The organism is Marinobacterium sp. MBR-111 (assembly GCF_040547585.1).
Classification (GTDB): Bacteria; Pseudomonadota; Gammaproteobacteria; order Pseudomonadales; family Balneatricaceae; genus Marinobacterium; species Marinobacterium iners.
The window spans coordinates 19,644-39,350 of the sequence record NZ_JBEPQA010000019.1; the positions used below are offsets into that span (position 1 = coordinate 19,644).

General features: G+C 56.1%; 15 protein-coding genes. 4 read left to right on the forward strand and 11 right to left on the reverse strand.

Translation table 11 applies throughout. The features are described 5' to 3' along the window. Positions 1-25: 25 nt before the first annotated feature. From ABIE61_RS13215 to ABIE61_RS13250, 8 genes are all read right to left on the reverse strand, one after another. Entirely contained in the window at positions 26-3,034 is a 3,009-nt protein-coding gene (locus ABIE61_RS13215; protein WP_354410220.1) for a site-specific DNA-methyltransferase, read from the reverse strand. Then, positions 3,031-6,171: a BPTD_3080 family restriction endonuclease gene (locus tag ABIE61_RS13220; protein WP_354410223.1), complete on the reverse strand. Its 3,141-nt coding sequence runs from the start codon at positions 6,169-6,171 to the stop codon at positions 3,031-3,033. The genes ABIE61_RS13215 and ABIE61_RS13220 overlap by 4 nt, the downstream gene beginning before the upstream one ends. Before the next feature lie 703 nt (positions 6,172-6,874). After that, positions 6,875-8,071 carry an ABC transporter permease gene (locus tag ABIE61_RS13225; RefSeq protein ID WP_354410225.1) on the reverse strand — a complete coding sequence of 399 codons (1,197 nt, stop codon included), beginning with the start codon at positions 8,069-8,071 and terminating at the stop codon, positions 6,875-6,877. After that, positions 8,058-9,278, reverse strand: coding sequence for an ABC transporter permease (locus ABIE61_RS13230; RefSeq protein WP_354410228.1), 1,221 nt, complete (start codon positions 9,276-9,278; stop codon positions 8,058-8,060). Before ABIE61_RS13230 ends, ABIE61_RS13225 begins: the two co-directional genes overlap by 14 nt. Continuing rightward, the gene (locus ABIE61_RS13235; RefSeq protein ID WP_354410230.1) at positions 9,265-9,948 is read right to left on the reverse strand and encodes an ABC transporter ATP-binding protein; all 684 of its coding nucleotides are present in this window, start codon (positions 9,946-9,948) and stop codon (positions 9,265-9,267) included. Before ABIE61_RS13235 ends, ABIE61_RS13230 begins: the two co-directional genes overlap by 14 nt. Further along, positions 9,945-11,075 (reverse strand): efflux RND transporter periplasmic adaptor subunit, encoded by a 1,131-nt coding sequence (locus tag ABIE61_RS13240; RefSeq protein WP_354410232.1) that lies wholly within the window; start codon positions 11,073-11,075, stop codon positions 9,945-9,947. The genes ABIE61_RS13235 and ABIE61_RS13240 overlap by 4 nt, the downstream gene beginning before the upstream one ends. 40 nt (positions 11,076-11,115) lie before the next feature. Beyond that, positions 11,116-11,547 (reverse strand): DNA polymerase III subunit chi, encoded by a 432-nt coding sequence (locus tag ABIE61_RS13245; protein ID WP_206835626.1) that lies wholly within the window; start codon positions 11,545-11,547, stop codon positions 11,116-11,118. 2 nt (positions 11,548-11,549) lie between these two features. After that, positions 11,550-13,076, reverse strand: a complete 1,527-nt coding sequence (locus ABIE61_RS13250) for a leucyl aminopeptidase (protein WP_354410235.1) — start codon at positions 13,074-13,076, stop codon at positions 11,550-11,552. Between the two features lie 185 nt (positions 13,077-13,261). On the opposite strand from ABIE61_RS13250, the gene lptF reads away from it, so the two are divergent. Together lptF and lptG are read left to right on the forward strand one after the other, a co-directional pair. Next, positions 13,262-14,380 carry an LPS export ABC transporter permease LptF gene (gene lptF, locus ABIE61_RS13255; RefSeq protein WP_354410238.1) on the forward strand — a complete coding sequence of 373 codons (1,119 nt, stop codon included), beginning with the start codon at positions 13,262-13,264 and terminating at the stop codon, positions 14,378-14,380. Next, positions 14,377-15,441, forward strand: coding sequence for an LPS export ABC transporter permease LptG (gene lptG / locus ABIE61_RS13260; RefSeq protein ID WP_354410240.1), 1,065 nt, complete (start codon positions 14,377-14,379; stop codon positions 15,439-15,441). The genes lptF and lptG overlap by 4 nt, the downstream gene beginning before the upstream one ends. A 12-nt stretch (positions 15,442-15,453) precedes the next feature. Here the strand turns inward: lptG and ABIE61_RS13265 are convergent, their stop codons facing one another. Together ABIE61_RS13265 and ABIE61_RS13270 are read right to left on the reverse strand one after the other, a co-directional pair. Next, positions 15,454-15,939, reverse strand: coding sequence for an RDD family protein (locus ABIE61_RS13265; protein WP_242530004.1), 486 nt, complete (start codon positions 15,937-15,939; stop codon positions 15,454-15,456). Positions 15,940-16,031: 92 nt separating this feature from the next. Then, positions 16,032-16,838, reverse strand: a complete 807-nt coding sequence (locus ABIE61_RS13270; protein WP_354410242.1) for a tetratricopeptide repeat protein — start codon at positions 16,836-16,838, stop codon at positions 16,032-16,034. 257 nt (positions 16,839-17,095) lie between these two features. Between ABIE61_RS13270 and ABIE61_RS13275 the strand changes: the two genes are divergently transcribed. Next, complete coding sequence (locus ABIE61_RS13275) at positions 17,096-18,724, forward strand: methyl-accepting chemotaxis protein (protein WP_354410244.1); 1,629 nt, start codon at positions 17,096-17,098, stop codon at positions 18,722-18,724. A gap of 11 nt (positions 18,725-18,735) precedes the next feature. Here ABIE61_RS13275 and gloA read toward each other — a convergent pair whose 3' ends face one another. Next, the gene (gene gloA / locus ABIE61_RS13280) at positions 18,736-19,134 is read right to left on the reverse strand and encodes a lactoylglutathione lyase (protein ID WP_354410247.1); all 399 of its coding nucleotides are present in this window, start codon (positions 19,132-19,134) and stop codon (positions 18,736-18,738) included. A gap of 124 nt (positions 19,135-19,258) precedes the next feature. Here gloA and ABIE61_RS13285 point away from each other — a divergent pair, with 124 nt between their 5' ends. After that, the gene (locus ABIE61_RS13285) at positions 19,259-19,591 is read left to right on the forward strand and encodes a phasin family protein (protein WP_091827831.1); all 333 of its coding nucleotides are present in this window, start codon (positions 19,259-19,261) and stop codon (positions 19,589-19,591) included. Positions 19,592-19,707: the final 116 nt, after the last annotated feature.

Below are 19,707 nucleotides of genomic sequence, written 5' to 3' on the forward strand. Positions count from 1 at the left end.
AGACGAGTAGTCTCAATCATTGGCTTTAAACACTGAACACTTTCATAACTTCGTCGCCGAGGTGGTTAATCACCTTCACTGCAATACGGCCAGATGCCGGTTTTGTAAACGGTCGTGACAGATCGCTGTTGAGGCTTTGCCAAGTATCCGGGTTGATTTCGGCCTTAAGAGTGGTTTTAAGCGACTTGTATGGATCACTGGCCCCGAGGAAATAGGCTTGACGAACAAAGAAGCTGGCCTCGTTGTAGTCGGTGTCGATGAACCAGCAGGCGATACCGTCGGCATTATCACTGCGTACCTCCCCGGTGGACGGGTCAAATACATCCACACCATGCAGCTTGACCTGGTACTGCCCATTGTCAGTCTCAAGAATATCGATATCCGGTTCACCGAAAATCACAAACAAGTTGGCCCTGTCGGTGTCTTTCAGATCGGTGGCCATATGCAAATCGGCGTTCATACGTGCCTTGAGCACCGGCATTCGCCCCAGTTTGTTGAAGTCTGTTGTGTGCGCTTCAAAGCTGAAAGCACAGGCGATCAGCAAATCGAAACCGCCATCCGCGGCCTCACGTGCGGCAGCGGCTAGATCGGCACGGGAGACGGTGCCAAACTCCGGGCCAATAAAAATCGCGGCGCGCTGTTCAAGCCCTTGTTCTTCGGCGTCTTCATCAATAGCTACACGTCCTACCGCACTGATATAGGTGCCGGGCCAGATCTCCAGGCTACTAAATTGAATCTTGTCTTCTTTATGAGCCTGCTGGACCCCGGCTACCTTGAGGGTTTCCAACATGATATTGACGAATGTTTGGGTATCGGAATAGGTCTCGCCCTGATCCGCCAGTGGGTCGATCAGTTCGTCGTTTTCATCTACACCCAAGGCGCGATGCGGTGACAGGCTTTCGACGGTAAATGGGCCGGCGACACGTACGCGTTTTTTGTCTTCGTAGGGTTTGTCGTAAAGGAATTCCTGGTCCGCACGTGCAGCGATTGAGGCATCTATCTCTTGCTGACGCTCAATACGCAGCTTCCACCATTGCTGATGCAGCTTGATGGCTGTTTGATTGGCCTCAGAACCGGCGTCTGCCCACAGGTCAAAGGCTTTCTCTGGCACGGAATCCAGTGAGTAATACTGACCGCTGTCCTTGCCAAAGCGTGCTTCGTTGAGTTTTTTCAATGCAGTGAGCTGTTTCTTCTCGGTTTCGTCAGCCGTCATTAACCCTAATAACCTGGTGTGCAGCTTGGCCTGAGCTTCCGGCCAAGGAAAACCGGGTTCGCGAGGGATTTGCCAATCCTCAAAATCCGTGCCCAATGTCTGATTTAACTGGCTGCGCAAGGCTTCCAGCTGGGGCTGAAATCGCTCCCAGATATCGTCGATCTCCGGGTTATTAGCAATGCTTTTCAGAGTGATATGGGGCACTCGCTGATAGACAAAACCGAGGTTAATACGACCACGGGGCTGTGTGGTGGACTTGGCTGTACGGGTAATGTCTGCTTCTTTCTGCTGGCCTTCCGGGCTATCCGCCAACAGGTAATAAGGATAGCGAGCCCCCATAATCCTTGCACGCGCTAGAGCCAAAGACACACGAGAGGTGTCCATAGTAATCCAGCGACGACCCCATTGTTCTGCCACATAAGCTGTGGTACCGGAGCCACAGGTTGGATCTAATACCAAATCGCCGGGGTCAGTAGTCATTAATAAGCAACGCTCAACGACTTTAGGCAGAGTTTCAACTATATAATTCTTATCTAATGCGGATCCAGAAGTTACAGTATCAGTCCAGACTTGTTGGTATTTGGCGACTGAGAAATCATGCAGTTTTCTCACGTAACCAAGGCTATTTGAAGATGCAAAAAGTCGATCGGATTTTTTCAGTCTTTCCATCCCAGTCTGATTGGTTTTCCAACGCACTTTCTGGCTTGGATAGATTTCTTTTCCATTAATACTCACCCCAAACCAAGATGCGGCACCTTCCCCTTTATCTCGACCAATGCTTTGTGAAGTAAGGTTGTCAATGCGAATAATTTCCAAAGGGTTAGTATCGGATGTCGCGGGCAGAATAATTCCATCTGCTCCCATTGACTTGTTGTAAGCCTCGAATGAGCCTGCCCCAACCTCTTTTTTATAAAAAGGGTGTCGAAACTTAGTTCGATCACGATCCTTACCATACCAAATCAAGTAATCCGCAATTCCACCTAGATAGTCAGATGTACTACTGGAAGTCTTCAAGAAAGTAATCGTGTTTAAGTAGTTCTCCTCCCCAAACACTTCATCCATTAATGCCCTTACGCGGTGGACATTTTCATCACCAATTTGTACAAAAATAGAGCCGGATTCGGTAAGAAGATCTCTGGCTACAGTCAGGCGATCGCGCAGATAGGTAAGGTAGGAGTGGATGCCATCGCGCCAGGTATCGCGAAAAGCTTTCACCTGTTCCGGCTCGCGGGTGATATGGCTGGCGTTGCCGTCTTTCACGTCGCGGTTGGTGGTGGACCACTGAAAGTTGGAGTTGAATTTGATGCCGTATGGCGGATCAAAATAAATACATTGCACCTGACCACGCAGGCCTTCGCGTTCGGCTAGTGAAGCCATAGCCTGCAGACTGTCGCCAAGGATCATACGATTCGACCAGTGTTGATCGTGCTGGTAGAACTCGGTCTGGGCGTCGGCGTTAGGCAGGCCGTTAAAGTCGGCGAACAGATCCGCTTGCAGGTCGTCGTCTTCTTCCAGGTCGCCACTTTCAAGTTGCTGGCTATGACGCTTAAGGTCGTCGATCAGTACCTTGGGATGCACCTTTTCCTGAATGTAGAGCGGCGGCGCATTGATCACCAGATCCGAGCTGTTGGTCAGGTCTTTGCCACGCCAGACCAGTTGCGGGTCGAGATCCGGGTTTCGCTCATAGGTGACTTTCTTTGGCAACTGCAGGTCTTTTTCCATCAGCTGCCCCATCTCTGCGGTCGGGTTGTTCTTGCGAGTGGCTTCGCTATGGGTGATGGCGCTAACGCTAGTACTTTCACTATCTGCTCGCTTGCTCATGCTTGCTCTCCCTGCATCTTGTGGCTATCCGGAGTGTGGATCAGTGGGGCAGCAGGCTGTTGTGCCTGTTGAATCCCTTGGTCAATAGCACTGCTCAGGGCTTCGCTGAGTTTCTGTTCAAAGTCGTCTTGCATGGCGAATAGATCGGTTAATTCCACAAAGGCCCAGCGGCCATATTTGTTCAGTTGGTTGATACCGGGTATCCAGTAGCTGTCCATGGTGAGTTTTTTCTGTTTGGCATCTTCGCCCCGGTAGCCTTTTACCTCAACAATCAGATTTAGGTAATCCGGCACTTCGATCAGCTCGCCAGTGGAATCCTGTTTCTGCAGTGTCTTGCCGTCATCGATCTTGAGTATAAAGTCCGGAACATAAGTGCGCTTGTGGCCGCCCATCTCGTAGGGCACCTCAAAGCCAAGGTTATGGTTTTTTACATAGGACTTCACCTTATCGTGGCGCTCGACTACACGGCACAGTTCCGCTTCCCAGCTGCTATCCAGCACGACGTAATTGATATGGCATTTATCCGCTGCGGTCTCCCAAAGGTCATCCTTACTGGTGTTAAAAGCCAGATGAGCTGTACTACCAATGGGGTTGTAGGGGTCGGTTACAGCCAGTACGGAACGCTGTTGCTGCAGGCCGGTGTAGACGATACCCGCCATAATGCGCTCGCAAGCAAGATCCGTAAGTTCCGGGTAAAGCAACTGCGCCGGGTAGGTATCACCCACACAGGTCAGGCACTCCCTTAACCATTGCTTGACCAGACGACGAGCCGTCTGAAACAGGCTGCTTGGTGGCTGTTCGCCCGGTTTAGCCAGTTTGCGTACCAGTTTAGCTGCCAAATCGAAGTTCAGTGTTGATGATCGTACTTCCTTCAGGTGCTTGACGCTGAGTTCGGCGGTTTCACCGACAATACCTGCCTGTTCGACTAGAGAAGGGCCTACCAGCTCCGGAGTGAGTTTGAGTTTATGGTCGTCATTATACTCGGCTTTCAACCCAGCTTCGGGAATATCAATGCGGTAACCATCCACGCGCGGGAACTGAATGGTAAGAGCATCACGGTCTGGAGAGACCGCCTTAATACGCGTGACTGGTTTGGGCGGCTTGGGGTCTGCCGTGATCGGCTGGCTGGCAAAATCGAACGGAATTCCCAGCACATCCGCGTATTCGGCATCAAATTTGCCATCCTCATTGAGCTGGTAGCTTTGACGGCGCAGTGCCCGCCCCATCACCTGTTCGCACAGTAGTTGGGTGCCAAAGGCACGCACACCCAATACATGAGTAACAGTGTTGGCATCCCATCCTTCGGTGAGCATGGACACCGATACTACGCAGCGGATGCTTTCTCCCAGTTTACCTTTTTGGCCGACGGTGTTCATAACTTCGCGCAGGAGGTCGGCTTCAGAGATGTTGTCCGCCTGTTTCTGGTCACCTGTGCGCTCGAGAATTTCGCGCCGAAACAGCTCAATCTCTTTGGATGCAGCCTTACGGAATGTTGGGTCCAATCCTTCACCAGACTCAAGCTGGCCGCTATCAATCAGCAAGGTACGAGGGCGGGCAAAAGCATTACCATTTTCGTCATAGTTGCGGAACAGCTCCAGCTTACCTGGCACTACATCGATATCGCCGTCCGTGTTTTTGCGCTCATAGCCTGAAATATAGTCATACACCAGCTTGGACGTCGTAGTGTTGTTACAGACCACGATAAAACAGGGTGGCACGGGAATATTTGCCTTGGTCCAGATATCGTAGGTAGCCTTGTAGTGACCATACAGTGCATCCAGTGCACCATTCAGCAGGGTCGGTAGCTTTTGCGGGTCGAGTGCACCGGATTTGCCACGGCCTTTTTTTGGCATCTTGGTTCGGATGTGTTCCCAGAGTTCGCGATACTTGGGCAGTTCACCATCGGGCAGGTTATCGGCCACGGGCACGCGAGGCAGCTTGACGATGCCACATTCGATGGCGTCCATCAGTGAAAAATCACTCATCGTCCAGGGGAACAAAGTGCCTTCAGAGTAACCGGAACCACGCAGGAAAAACGGAGTTGCAGAAAGATCGATAATACGCAGGTTCTTAAAGTGACGGGTGGCCGCTTCGATACCGGAAATCCATAAACGTGCGGCTTCGTTGTTTTCCTTGGCCTCGCTCTTGTCATCCCCCTTCAGCTCGCCTTCTTCGTTTTCTGTTGCCGGGCGTTCTCGATAGCAGTGATGGGCTTCGTCATTGATCACCATGATGTGCTTCATGCCCATTAGTGGCTTAAGCACTCGATTGAGCATCTGGCCTTCGGTTTCACGAGTTTGTAGCTCTTCACCACGACCTTGCAGAAATTCGCGATTGCCTTTGGATAGCTCGATTTTTTCTTTCAACTTAAAGGCGTGGTAATTGGTGATGACCACGCGAGCCTGCTGGATTTCTCGCAAAAACTCTTTTGGCACCAAATCTCGGGTATCGTAGTAGTTTTCCGGATCGTTAGGCAGTAGCACACGCAGGCGATCACGAATGGTGATACCGGGCGCGATCAGCAAAAAGCCTTTGGTGAACCGGGTGCTTTTTGGGTAGCGCACTGCATTAATGGTTTGCCAGATAATCAGCAGGGCCATAACAGTAGTTTTACCGGCGCCTGTGGCAAGCTTTAGCGCAAGACGCAGTAGGCCCGGATTGGAGCCTTCGTTAGCGTTTTGCAGGTGATCGAGAAAGTATTTGCCCCGCACCGAAGAGCGTGGTGCGACTTCTGTTAGCCAGATGGCCACTTCTGCCGCCTCGACCTGACAAAAGAATGGGCGAATGCCGGAGAAGTGATCACCGCGCCAATGCTTGAGCAAACGAGCAGTTTCAGCAGTAACGCCCCATTTTCCCTCGGGGAGCAATCGCCAAGCATCAATTTCCTTGCGCAGATCGTTGATGAATGGCATCGGGTCATAGCTAGCATCCGAATTGACGTCCGCGCCAAAGTTCAGCGCTTCCTGGGCCTTGGGAGCTTTTTGACGCTTTGCCTTCGGCACGGGAGTGATGTAGCTGGCAGAACGCCTGCGATTAACTTCTTTTACCGGTTGGCCACTCTCGTCCAGTTCCCAGTGGCGGCTGGGGTACTCGTATGGACTATTGAGGATAGGCTTTTCGAAAAAGGCTTCTGACACAGGCATTCTTCCTTTGAATACTAATGAGCTTTTTATTGCTGTTAAGAGTTTTTGTGAGGGTGCTTAACATGTTGATTACACAGCTGAGGCACTCAAGACACAAGTAGCAGAACACAGATACTGCCATGATGACGCTGCTTGTTGTAGTGTTGGGTCCTTTTCAGAGATGACTATTGTGTTCGCGGCTAGAGTCACTTATCACTCAGTTTCGAAGGCGATTGGTGAGGCCTCTCTGCGTTTTCACCAGCTTTCTAGCCTTGGGGAGGCGTAAAGATTTGCTCTAGCCGTGTGTTAAGAAAAGTGACGGTGATCAGCGGTATCTCAACAGGCAGTACTGGCGGAACCTACGTCAGGATTCAGATATGCACAGAACGTGTCAACCTCACTTGAGCCAGCCGCATAGAAGTTGTTAGGGAACATCACTGATGCTGTGTTTTAAAATAGGCGCGTTAATCATCATTAACATGCCTGAAGGGTAACGACATCAAATGATGTTTCGATGTGAGGAACCACAAGTTCAATAAATGATTGGCCACTGTCAAACGTTCGTTGGTCCATCAGATTTCTCAATGGCCGCTTTTGTCGATCGCTCGTGACTTGCTACGGTACGCCTAACGTCTGCAACGGGCCAACACCAGAACTTTTCAATCCGCCGAGGCTAACCACCGCCGCCCAATCTAAACGCAGCACCTGTGCATCCGCCTCACTCACTCTGCAGCGCCAGCACCGGGTTTAGACCGGCGGCGCGCTTGGCCGGCAATACGCCCGAGATAAGCCCCACCAGTGCGGAAAGTGCCAGTGCCAGCAGCAGGTAAAACGGGTCAAGCTGTATGGGCAGACCGGGGATGCCCAAGGCCAGTGCGGCCAGTGCCAGACCGCTGAGCAGAATGCCGGCGATGCCACCCAGCAGGGAGAGCAGCACGGCTTCACCCAGAAACAGCCACATTACCTGTCGACGGGTTGCGCCAACGGCGCGCAGCAGGCCGATTTCGGCGCGGCGTTCATGTACGGTGGTGACCATGATGGTCACGATGCCGATGGCGCCGACCAGCAGGGATATGCCGCCCAGTCCACCAACGGCCAGCGTCAGGATACCGAGAATACGATCAAGGCTCTTCAGCATCTCATCCTGGGTGATGAGGGAAAAGTCCTCCACGCCATGGCGGTCAATCAGCCGTTGGCGAACCTGTTCAGCCATGGCGGATGCGCTGATCCCGGGCCGATAGGTCACGTCGATTTCCATCAGGCCGCTGCGGTTGAACAGGCTCAGCGCGCGCTCCACCGGGATGTAGACAATGTCGTCCAGATCGAAGCCCAGCATCTGTCCCTTCTCGGTCATGACTCCCACCACCCGGTAGCGTTCGCCCCCTACGCGGATGAACTGGCCAAGCGCATTCTGTGTGCCAAAGAGTTCCTGTTTGACCTTGTGGCCCAGTACTGCCCAGGGCTGTGGATAACCGTTGCGACTGTCGGGCAGAAAGCGGCCCTGAGCGATCTCGAAGCGCCAGGCCGCTGCCATGTCGCTGCCGCTGCCGATAATGTCGGTGTGACGTACACGCCGGCCGAATTCAATGGCGCCGCTGCCCTGAACCACCGGAACCACATGTTCCACAAAGGGCAGAGACTGCAGGCTCCAGGCATCCTCAACCAGCAGAGGGCGGGTGCTGGCGAGCAGGCCCCCGGTGCCGCCGGTCTGGGATTTTCCCGGGTTGATGGCGATGATGCGGGTGCCGAACTGGGAAAAGTTTTCCAGCACATAGAGCCGAATGCCTGCGCCCAGCGTCGTCAGCAGCACCACCGCACAGATGCCGATGGCGATACCCAGAATGGTCAGGCTGCTGCGCATGCGGCTGGCGCGCAGGCTGGTCAGGGTCAGGCGGATATAGTCAGCGCTGCGCATCGGTAATGCCCTTGAGTGCCAGAACGGGGGGCAGGCGGGCGGCCTTGCGTGCCGGCAGCCAGGCAAACAGCAATGCCACTGCGATGGCCAGCAGGATGGCCCCGATCAGCGCCCACCCCGGAACCGACACCGGGAACTGCGGCCAGAGCCAGTGACCGGTCCAGAGCAGCGCATAACCGATCAGTACACCCAGTGCGGCACCCAGCAGTGCCATCATCAGCGCCTCGCTGAGAAACAGGCGGTGTACCTGACGCTCGCTGGCGCCCAGAGCCTTGAGCAGCCCGATCTCCGAGGTGCGCTGGCTGACGCTGATCAGGGTGATGTTCATGATCAGAATGCCGGCGACCACCAGACTGATGGCCGCAATGGCACCGACCGCCAGTGTCAGCAGGTGCAGAATGTCATTGAACACACCCAGCAGGCTGTCCTGGGTGATCAGGGTGACGTCCCGCTCACCCTGATGTCGCGCCTGAATCAGATCAAGAATGGCCGGCTTGACGTCATCGGTCATGTCAACATGACGGACCTGCACAAACAGTCGGAACAGTCCCTGGGTATCGAACAGTTGCTGTGCGCTGGCGACCGGGATGATCACCGCTTCGCTCATGTCCGTGCCGAGGGAGACACCGCGCTTTTCCAGTACTCCAATGACGCGGCAGCGTCGGTCAGCGGTGCGCAGCCAGCGACCCAGTACCGGTGTCTGGTCGAACAGGTCCTCTCGCACGCCCTGGCCGATGACACATACCGGCTCGGCCCGCTCCAGTTCCAGCGTGGGCAGCAGACGTCCCTGGGCGGCGCTGAGCTGACGAATCTGGAAAAATGCTGCACTGGTGCCGACCACCATCAATTCCCGGTTGCGACCGTTGGCTTCCGCCTGCGTCAGCCCAACGACCAGAGGGGCAACGGCCTTGACCCCCGGCAGCCCCAGTACCGCTCGGGCATCATCCAGCGTGAGGTCGCGCGTGCCTTCGCCGGTCAGGGGTGGCAGACCCCCGGTGGTTTCCTTGCGCCCCGGCAGCACGATCAGCACATCGTTGCCCAACAGACTGAACTCTTCCAGCACGAAGCGGCGTGCGCCTTCCCCCATGCCGGTCAACAGCAGTACGGCCGAGACACCGACGGCTGTAGCCAGAAGGGTCATCAACGTACGAAACCATTGCCCCGTGAGCAGGCGCAGGTTGAATCGGATCAGATCAGTGGCCTGCATCTCGCTCATCCTTCAGCAGACGACCATCCTGCATCCAGAGCCTGCGCCGGGCACGCTTGCCCATGGCGGCATCGTGGGTGACGATCACAAGGGTGATGCCATCCGTGTTCAGCTCTTCCAGCAGTTCGATCACATCCTGTCCCGAGTGGCTGTCGAGGTTGCCGGTGGGCTCGTCTGCCAACAGCAGGCCGGGTTTGCGGATCACGGCACGGGCGATGGCAACGCGCTGCCGCTGACCGCCGGAGAGCTGATGGGGCAGGTGGTTGGCGTGGCGTTCCAGTCCCAGCCGCGTGAGCAGTTCGTCCACCCGCGGTCGGCGCGCGGACGGTTCGGTGCCGGTCAACACCAGTGGCAGCTCAATGTTCTCGCGGGCGGTCAGACGGTCAATCAGATGGTAGGCCTGAAACACGAAGCCGATGCGACGGTTGCGCTCGGCGGCTCGGGCTTCCTCTTTCAGCGTCATCATGTCCGTGTCGTCGAGCCAGTAGTGTCCGCTGTCGGGGGTGTCCAGCAGTCCCAGCATGTTCAGCAGGGTGGACTTGCCGGAGCCGGAGGGGCCCATGACGGAGAGGTACTCACCGGCTTCGATCTCAAGGTCCACATGGTCCAGCGCCTGTACCGGTTCGTCCCCCAACTGGTAACGCTTGCACAGTTGCTGCAACCGGATCATGGCGCCGGTACCACCCGGGCGCCATCGCCCGCGCCGCTGTCCAGTGAGCGCAGAATGCGATCGCCGGCTTCAAGTCCCTCGATCACCTCGGTCCAGGTCCAGTTGCCCAGTCCGGTCTTGAGTTGCACGGCCTGCAGGGTGCCGCTGTCGTCGTCATAGCGCAGCACGCGGTTGTTCTGCAGCAGTGTTTCAGTCGGCACACGCAGCACGTCTGCGTGCTGCTGGATGATCACTTCAATATCGGCACTGTATCCGACCAGCAGGTGGGCATCGGTGGGTGGTGGGGTGAAGCGAACATCCACATCGACGGTGCGGGCCTGCTTTTCCAGCTCGGAGACAAAGGGCGCAATGCGCGAGACCTCGCCGGCAAAACTCTGGCCTCGGAAGGCGTCCAGCGTGATGCGCACCGGCTGACCCATCGCCAGCCGTGCGGCCTCGACTTCATCGATGGGGGCGCGCACATACAGGCAGCTGTCGTCGATCAGGTCAACGGCCGGCGGTGTGGGGACGCCGGGCGGGGAGGGGGTGACGTACTCGCCCACCTCGCCATTGATTTCGGCGACGACCCCGGCAAAGGGCGCCTTGAGCAGGGTTTCTTCCAACAGCACCTGATGCAGTCGGAGCGTGGCCTCGGCCTGCTCAGTCAGCGCCCGGGCTTCCTCGCAGGCCAATGCGGCACGGCGGGATTCGGTCTGGCGCTGATCCAGCAGTTCATCAGAAGCCAGGCGCTCACGGGCCAGTGACTCGGTTCTGCGCGCTTCACGCTGTGCCAGAGCGGCGGTATCACAGAGGGCGCTGGCATGAATCTCGCGGGCCCTGAGGGTGGCGGCCACTTCATCCATGCGTGCCTTGATATCGCGGTTCCAGAGTTCCAGCAGGGCCTGCCCCTGTTCCACGTGATCGCCTTCGTCAACCAGCAGGCGCTCGACGCGACCACCCTGAGGCATCGACAGGCGAGAACGGCGGCAGGCACGGACGGTGCCGGCACGGCTGTTGGCGGCGAGCTGTTCCACAACGCCGGTTTCAACGCTGGTCAGTGTGACTTCAATGGGCTTGGGCCGGTTGAACCAGTAAAGGGCCATGCCGGCAAGGATTAACAATAACAGGAAGGTGAGCAGCTTTTTCATCCGGCGGGGCTCCTTGTGTCACGGATGCAGTATAGGCAACTCAGCTGCGGTGACGCATGTCGGTTCGGTGCAGCTCAAGGCCATGGTCGCGGCAGCGCGCATAGTTTTCGCGGGTTGCGGCCAGCACCTCGGGGGTCTGAATAACGATCTCGACAAGGCGTTCGAATTCGAATGCGGTATCGGGAAGCCTGCCAGACAGGTTGATAAAGACTTCACGGTGATTCGGCAACTGCTCACCCCAGCCGATCTCGATCGGTGAGGCGGGCAGTCCACCCAGCAGAACATGGGGGACGAAACTCTGTGGACGTGCGGTCCACAACTGCTGGTCCAGCTGGCGTGCCGCTGTCTCGTGCTCGGTACTGATGAACACACGCATACCGAGCCCGAGAATTTTTTCGCACAGGCGGCACAGAAAGGCCGCCCGGCTTTCGGGCTCGGTGTCCGGCAGAATGTAATAGTCTGCGCGGGACACGCTTATTCCCCGTGGTCGTGGTCGTGCTCGTCAATCTCGACCTGCTCGGCTAAATCCAGCAGGTACTGACACAGCATGGGCACGCAGCGTCCGGTTGCGCCCTTCTCCTTGCCGTTGCTGTTCCAGGCAACACCGGCGATATCCAGGTGAGCCCAGTTGTACTCCTTGGTAAAGCGGGACAGGAAGCAGGCTGCGGTGATGGTGCCTGCCGCTCGGCCACCGATGTTGGCGATATCAGCGAAGTTGGAGTCCAGCTGCTCCTGGAACTCATCCCACAGCGGCAGCGGCCAGCCGCGGTCGGCTGCATAGTCACCGGCTTCCAGCAGTGCGGAGGCGAGTTCTTCGTTGTTGGAAAGTACGCCGGTAGCCTGATGGCCCAGGGCGATGATGCAGGCACCGGTCAGGGTGGCAATATCGACCACGGATTGAGGCTCGAAATGACCGGCATAGGTGAGTGCATCACACAGCACCAGACGGCCTTCGGCATCGGTGTTGAGAATCTCAACGGTCTGTCCGGACATGGTGGTGACGATATCACCCGGCTTGGTGGCCTTGCTGCCGGGCATGTTCTCGGCGGCGGCAATGATACCAACTACGTTGATCGGCAGCTGCATCTCGGCCAGCGCTTCCATGGTACCGAGTACGCTGGCCGCACCGCACATGTCGAACTTCATCTCGTCCATGCCGGCGCCCGGCTTCAGGCTGATGCCGCCAGTGTCAAAGGTGATGCCTTTGCCGACCAGTGCATGGGGCTTTTCATCGTCCTCGCCGCCACGGTATTCGATCACGATCAGCTGTGAAGGCTGGGCGCTGCCTTTGCCAACAGCCAGCAGTGCGTTCATGCCCAGCTCGGCCATCTGCTCTTCATCCAGCACATTGACCTGCAATTCCTCGAACTCTTCCGCCAGCGCCTGTGCACGCTCGGCCAGATAGACAGGTGTGCAGATGTTACCCGGCAGGTTGCCCACTTCGCGGGCTGTATCAACACCGTTGGCGATGGCCACGCCATCGAGCAGGGCGCCTTCACCCAGTTCGATGTCCTCTTCGTCAAGCTTGATCATGATCTGTTCAAGCTTGATCGGATCGGCTTTCTTGCTCTTGGTCTCATCGTACTGATAGAAATCAGCCGAGATCCATTCCACCAGCTGACGGGTTTCGCGGTACACATCGTCCTGTTCGCTGGCGCAGCCATCGAGTGCAAACAGTACTGAGCCGATGCCCGATTTTTTCAGGGTGGCGGTGATGCCCTTGATCAGCTTGCGGTAATGACGATCCTTGCGCTCCTCAGGCTTGCCCAAACCCACCAGCAGGACACGATTGGCCTTGATGCCCGGTACCTTGAACAGCAGCAGCTGTTCACCGGCCTTGCCACTGATGTCGCCACTGTTGATCAGGTCGCTCAGGTAGCCGTTGGCAGCCGTGTCGATCGCCTCTGCGGAGGGGCAGAGTTTACCCTCGGCTTCCAGTGCAACTACGATGCATTCGGTTTCCAGTGTTTCGACACTGCCGTTGATAATCTCAAAATCCATGACGACTCCGTACAAGACATTGCAGACTGATTGGGTGATAATGCGGGGCTTGCTTGATGTCAGGCATCCCGGTGATGTAACCGGTCCGGTGCCGAACGTTGTGCCGCGCAGTTCATAGCTAGATCCAACGCGCACTATAAACCATTTCTCCGATTGGAAACCATGGCGGTGAAAGGGAATCTGTTTTGATTATCTTCCGTTACCTCGCCCGTGAGGCGTTGATTTCAACTCTGGCTGTTACCTCTGTACTGCTGCTGATTATCACCAGTGCACGCCTGATTAAATATCTGGCCGATGCTGCGACCGGCAAGCTGGATGCAGCTTTTGTGTTCTGGGTCCTGCTTTGGCGTATTCCCGGTTTTCTCGAACTTTTGCTGCCGCTGGGACTTTTTCTCGGCATTCTGCTGGCGTTCGGACGTCTCTATCTCGACAGCGAGATGGTGGTGTTGAGGGCCTGTGGCATCAGTCAAAAAAGGCTGGTGCTGTATGCACTTGGGCCGGCTTCGCTGGTGGCACTGCTGGTGGCGGTGATGACGCTCTGGCTTGCTCCCCTTGGTGCTACCAAGTCGGAAGAGATCTTCAGTATTCAAGAGTCCAGAAGCGAACTGGAGCTGCTGACACCGGGCCGGTTCCAGTCTCAGACGGGCGGCCGGCAGGTCACCTATGCTGAATCGTTTGACAGCGAAAGCGGCCAGCTGCGCGAGGTGTTTATTGCACAGCGAAACGAGAACGGCGAACCGGTGGTGCTGTTGGCTGAGCAGGCTGAGCGCGTCATTTTGCCGGAATATGGTGGTCGCTTTCTGGTGCTGCAGCAGGGGTATCGCTTTGATGGTGTGCCCGGCTCAGCGGAGTATACCCGCACCGGTTATCGGGAGTACGGCATAAGCCTGCCCGAGGCAGAGTTGGCGCGTGAGGTGACGGAGCTGGATGCACAGCCGACGCTGGCACTCGTAGACAGCGAGCAGCCGCGTGAACAGGCCCGGTTGCACTGGCGCCTGTCTTTGCCGGTGCTGGCCTTTATCGTGACATTGATTGCGGTGCCGATGAGCCGAACCAATCCACGTCAGGGCCGCTTTGCCAAACTGATTCCGTCCATTGTCTTGTACCTGCTCTATCTATCATTGCTGACCAGTGCGCGTTCAGCCGTTGAGGATGGCGAGGCTGGCGTGTGGCTGCTGTGGCTGGTGCATGCGATCTTCCTGGCACTGGCTGCCAATCTGATTCTGGTGGAGCGTTTCTGGGGCGCACAGATCAATCGTGTCCGGAAGCGTCTGCCGCATGTCAGTTGGAGGAAGTCTGCATGATGAAGCTTGAGTGGTACATTGCCCGTCATGTTATTGGCGCCATTTTGGCTGTATTGCTGGTGGTGGTCGGTCTGGACCTTGTCTCGGCGCTGCTGGATCAGCTGGATGATGTCGATGATCACTACACCTTTGTGGGTGTGCTTGAATACCTGATGCTGACTACTCCGCGCCGGATTTATGAGTTTATCCCCTTGAGCAGTCTGGTGGGTTGCCTGATTGGCCTGGGTATGCTGGCCAGTCACAGTGAACTTACTGTCATGCGAGCGGCAGGTTTTTCTACCCGACGCATTCTTGTTGCGGTGTTCAAGCCGGTGCTGGTGTTGGCGCTGTTCGCGCTGGTGTTGGGGCAGTTTATCGCGCCCTATACCGAGCAGCGTGCCCAAAGTCTCAAGGCGCTTGCACAGGCCGGTGGTGGTGCGCTGAGTTCACGCTATGGTATCTGGCACCGTGAAGATCGCCTCTTTATTCATATCAATGCGGTAGAACCGGGGGGCGTGATTCATGGCGTCACCCGCTATCGGTTTGATGAGTCCCGCCAACTGGCAGAGGCGAGCTATGCGCGAATTGGGCGCTATGAGTCGGAGCGGTGGCAGTTAGAGGATGTGAGCACGACCGAGTTCACCGAAGAAGGGCGTACCCAAGCGTCGCAGCAGTCTCAAGAGTCATGGAAGAGTGGACTGACGCCCGATCTTCTGTCGGTGATCGTGGTTGAACCGGTGGATCTTCCGATCAGTGGCCTCTGGTCCTATTCGAGTTATCTTCAGGCCCAGGGGGTCAATGCGGATACCTATCTGCTGGCGTTCTGGACCAAGCTGTTGCAGCCCCTGGCAATTTTGGCACTGGTGCTGATTGGTGTTTCATTCATTTTTGGTCCACTGCGCAGCGTGACGGTCGGCCAGCGGGTGATTGCGGGGGTTGTGTTCGGTTTACTGTTCAAATTTGCACAGGACCTGCTTGGTCCGGCCAGTACCGTGTTTGGCTTCCCACCCTTCATCGCAGTAGTGCTGCCAGTGCTGCTGTGCATGGTGGCAGGTGGCTGGCTGCTGCGTCGAGCGGGTTAAACTTCAGATTGATTACGGTTTTTGTGGTGAGGGTTTGGGCAGCTGAACAATACAGCTGCCTGACCAGCGGTCATGCCAGCTCAGGCGCTCATCCGTGAACAGCATCCAGAGCAGGCCGATGCCGCACAGGCCCAGGGATGGGATGGCGCAGAGGAATCGCACCAGCGCCTTGCTCCAGCTCAGGCGGCCGCCTTCAAGTGTCTGAACTCGGAGGCGCCAGGCGAGCATGCCCAGTGTCTGTCCATTGCGGGTCCAGAAAAAGCCGAAAAACAGAAATGTGATACAAAACAGCGCCGAGTTGAACAGGGCAACCGCTGAGGGTGAACTGGTCTGGGCGCTGATCGCTTCGCCATCGTTCAGCATGACACCGACCCCACCTACAATCATCCAGATCGCAATTACCAGCAATGCGTCATACACCATGGCCAGCAGGCGCTTGACCAGTGAGGCCGGGCGGGTGTCGGTAAACTCTTCAGCAAAGGGGCGGTGCATCGGCATGTCCGGATCCATCGGTTGGGTTGGCGACGGATTGTAGCACCAGGGCGGTATCAGGGTGAAACCCTGCCAGCGGTGCTGGCAGGGAGAGGGCATTACTTGAATGGCGTGACGAACTTGGCCTTGTAGCGCTCGGCCAGAGACTGGGCTTCCTCCAGTTGAGATTCATCCAGCTTCATCAACAGGCGAGCCTCGATGGCGCGGGCAGTGCCGTTGCCCATTTCGGCCGCGTTGTGCATCCAGGCGTAGGCCAGAATGTTGGTATCGATGCTGGTGTCCTGTCCATGACTGTTGGAGTAAAGCGTGCCCAGGAAGAACATGGCATCCATGTGGCCCTGCTCAGCCGCCTTGCGATACCACTGTTCGGCCTGAGCATAGTCCTGCTCAACACCCGTGCCGAAGTTGTAGCTGCGGCCCAGGTTATGCCAGGCAGCCACTACATCCTGATCGGCGGCACTGCGATACCACTTGAGGGCTTCGTCATTGTCGCGGGCAACGCCCTGGCCGAACTCATACATTTCGCCGATACGGTTCTGGGCTTCGGCGTCACCATTCTGAGCCTGAGGCAACAGGCGATCAAATTCGACCTTGTATTCCCGGTTCTTCAATGCGCGCAGGCTGTTGACGCTATCCAGATGCCCTTGCCGGGCACCGCTTTCATAGTAGCGACGGGCTATATCGGTGTTTTTTTCAACACCCCAGCCGTTCTCGTACATCTGGCCCTGCAGGTTCAGTGCGGCTGGGTCCTGATTCTTGACCAGGCTTTCCAGCTCGGAAAGGGCTTTGGTGTAATCGCCGGCATCGATGGCGCGTTGGGCCGCGTCGACGCTGGCGGCAAGTGCTGATGTGGTGTGCAGGGAAAACAGCAGGCCTGCTGCTGCAAGAAGGGTAGATTTGTTCATTGAAGCCATGCCTTCATCATCGTTATTGATGCATTTCAGGAAGTCGTGTTGCAACGGCTTCCACCGAATCGGGTGTACAGACGGATACAACAGTTGTGACCGGACTGATAGTACAAGATAATGCTTCTACTTTAGTACGAGTTGAAACTTGAACTTTCATCCGTATAAGCCACTTCTAATATGTCTATTGTACAGGAAAAGATTGCTCAGCGGCACCTGCCCTGAATCTTCTGCTGAACGCCTGACAGGAGCCCGAAATGCTGAAACGAATGACCATCAGGAGCAAACTGGTGCTGGGGTCGGTGCTGCCGATTATCGGTCTGCTCGTTATTGTGATCACCTCCCTGATTGAATTGAACAAGGCTAACCAGGGCATTGATCAGCTCTATGTGGACCGGATCGTACCGCTTGAACTGCTGAAAAACGTGTCGGATAACTATGCAGTTAACATTATTGATACGGTCAATAAGGTCGACAAGAGTCTGATGAAGGCCGAAGACGGCTTGGCCGTTGTCATCCAGGCGCGCGAAAAAATCAAGCAGGACTGGCAACACTACACTTCCACTGACCTGACCCCGCAGGAGCAGAAGCTGGTACAGGAAGCCGATGGTCTGCTCAAGCGTGCGGACAGTGCGATTGAAAAACTGATTGAGCGCATGAAAACGCTCAGCGGACTGACCTACGGTGACATGTACGGTTTTAACGGGGACCTCTACGCCGATGTTGACCCGATCAGCGAAAAGGTGGCAGAGCTGGTTGACCTGCAATTGAGTGAAGCAGATCAGATGCGTCAGGAATTGCGCCAAAGGTATGAACGTCAGCGCGCATTTCAGATCGGTTTGTCAGCTGCCGTTGTGGTAGTGCTGGCGTTGCTGGGCTTGCTGATTTACCGCTCCATTCGTCAGCCGCTTGAGCATTTACAGGATGTAATGGATAACGTTGCCACCAATTCTGATCTGCGTCTGCGTGCCGAAATCGAGGGTGACAACGAACTCAGCCATATCGCTGGCAGCTTTAACAAGATGCTGGCCCAGATGCAAAGTCTGGTAGGGCATATCTCCGGTGCGACCACCCAATTGGCGGCTGCAGCTGAAGAGATGAGCAGCATCAGCAGCCACTCAAGCCAGACGATCAACAGCCAGCGTGCCGAAGTGGAGCAGGTTGCGGCAGCCATGAACGAAATGGTGTCGACGGTACAGGAAGTGGCCGGCAGCGCCGAAAGGGCGGATCAGGAAGCGCGATCCACGCATGACGAGGCCGATTCCGGTAACCGGGTTGTCGTGGATGCGGCTCGTGCGACCAGTGATCTGGTCGACCAGGTGCGCAAGGTTGCAGCACAGATAGCCGTGGTGGAGCAGGACAGTGAAAGCATAGGCAGTGTGGTCGATGTGATTCGCGGCATTGCAGAACAGACCAATTTGCTGGCCCTGAACGCGGCCATCGAAGCGGCTCGTGCAGGTGATCAGGGACGGGGCTTCGCTGTGGTGGCGGATGAGGTTCGTTCACTGGCTCAGCGCACCCAGGAGTCAACTGAAGAGATTCAGCAGGTGATCGGCCGTCTCCAGGTTGGAACGCGTGATGCCGTTACGGCGATGAAAGTGAGCCAGGAACGTGCAGAACTGACCGGCGAGCAGGCCGAGAAAGCTGGTGAAGCGCTGCGCCGCATTTCAGAAGCGGTCAAGCGCATCACCGACCTGAACGCCCAGATTGCAAGTGCATCTGAGGAGCAGAGCAGCGTTGCCGAAGAGATCAACCGCTCTCTGGTGACCATCAACGACAACGCTCAGGAATCCGCAGCCGGGGCAACCCAGACCGAAACTGCCAGCCATGAACTGTCACGGCTGGCAGCGGAACTACAAAGCATGACGGCGAAATTCCGTACCTGATGCTATTAGGCTCAGTCCCCGCGCTGGGGGCTGAGCAGCTCGATCATGTACCCGTCAGGATCGCGCACAAATGCCAGAATCGTACCTGAAGTTGAGTTCTTCATCGGACCGGCTTCTCGCACCACCTGTCCTCCTTTTGCCTTGATCTGGTCGCAGGCCTCGTACACATCATCCACTTCGATAGCGATATGACCATAGCCGGTGCCAAGGTCATACTGATCGGTGTCCCAGTTGTGGGTGAGTTCCAGAACGGTATTGTCAGTTTCGTCACCAAAGCCGACAAATGCCAGTGTGAAACGGCCTTCCGGGTAGTCCTTGCGGCGTAGCAGACGCATCCCGAGGACTTCAGTATAGAAGGAAAGCGATTTTTCCAGGTCAGTAACCCGGTACATGGTGTGCAGCATGCGCATCGGTACACCTCGTGTTTAAGAGTGGAACTGAATTAGAATCTCAAGTCTAACGCACCAGACTTGCGGCTTTCAGTCTATAGTGATTAATTATGTATATTCACAACAAGTGCCAAGGGGGCAAACAATGTTTCAGGATATGACAAAGCAGATGACCGAATCGATGGGACCTTTCCGTGATCTGGTGAACATCCAGACCAAAATGCTGGAGGAGCTGACCCGCCAGCAGATGGAGTGTACCAAGGCATGCATCGAAGCAACCATGCAGCAAACCAGCGAACTGCAGAAGTGCAAGACGCCGAATGACCTGATTGAACTGCAGCAGGCCTATGCCAAGGAGCTGGAAGAAACCCTGCGAGCGGCCAATGAACAGAATCTGAAAGCCCTGACCTCAGCTCAACAGGCGATGCAGCAGCTGGCACAAGGCTCCATGGATGCCATGACCGGCAATAAGAAGTAAGCTGTACCAGCGTTATCAAGCAGCCCGCAGGGCTGCTTTTTCATTTATGTACAGGACATGATCACCTTTCCACCTGAGCGCATATGGATACGCGCAGGCAGCTGATAATCGAGAAT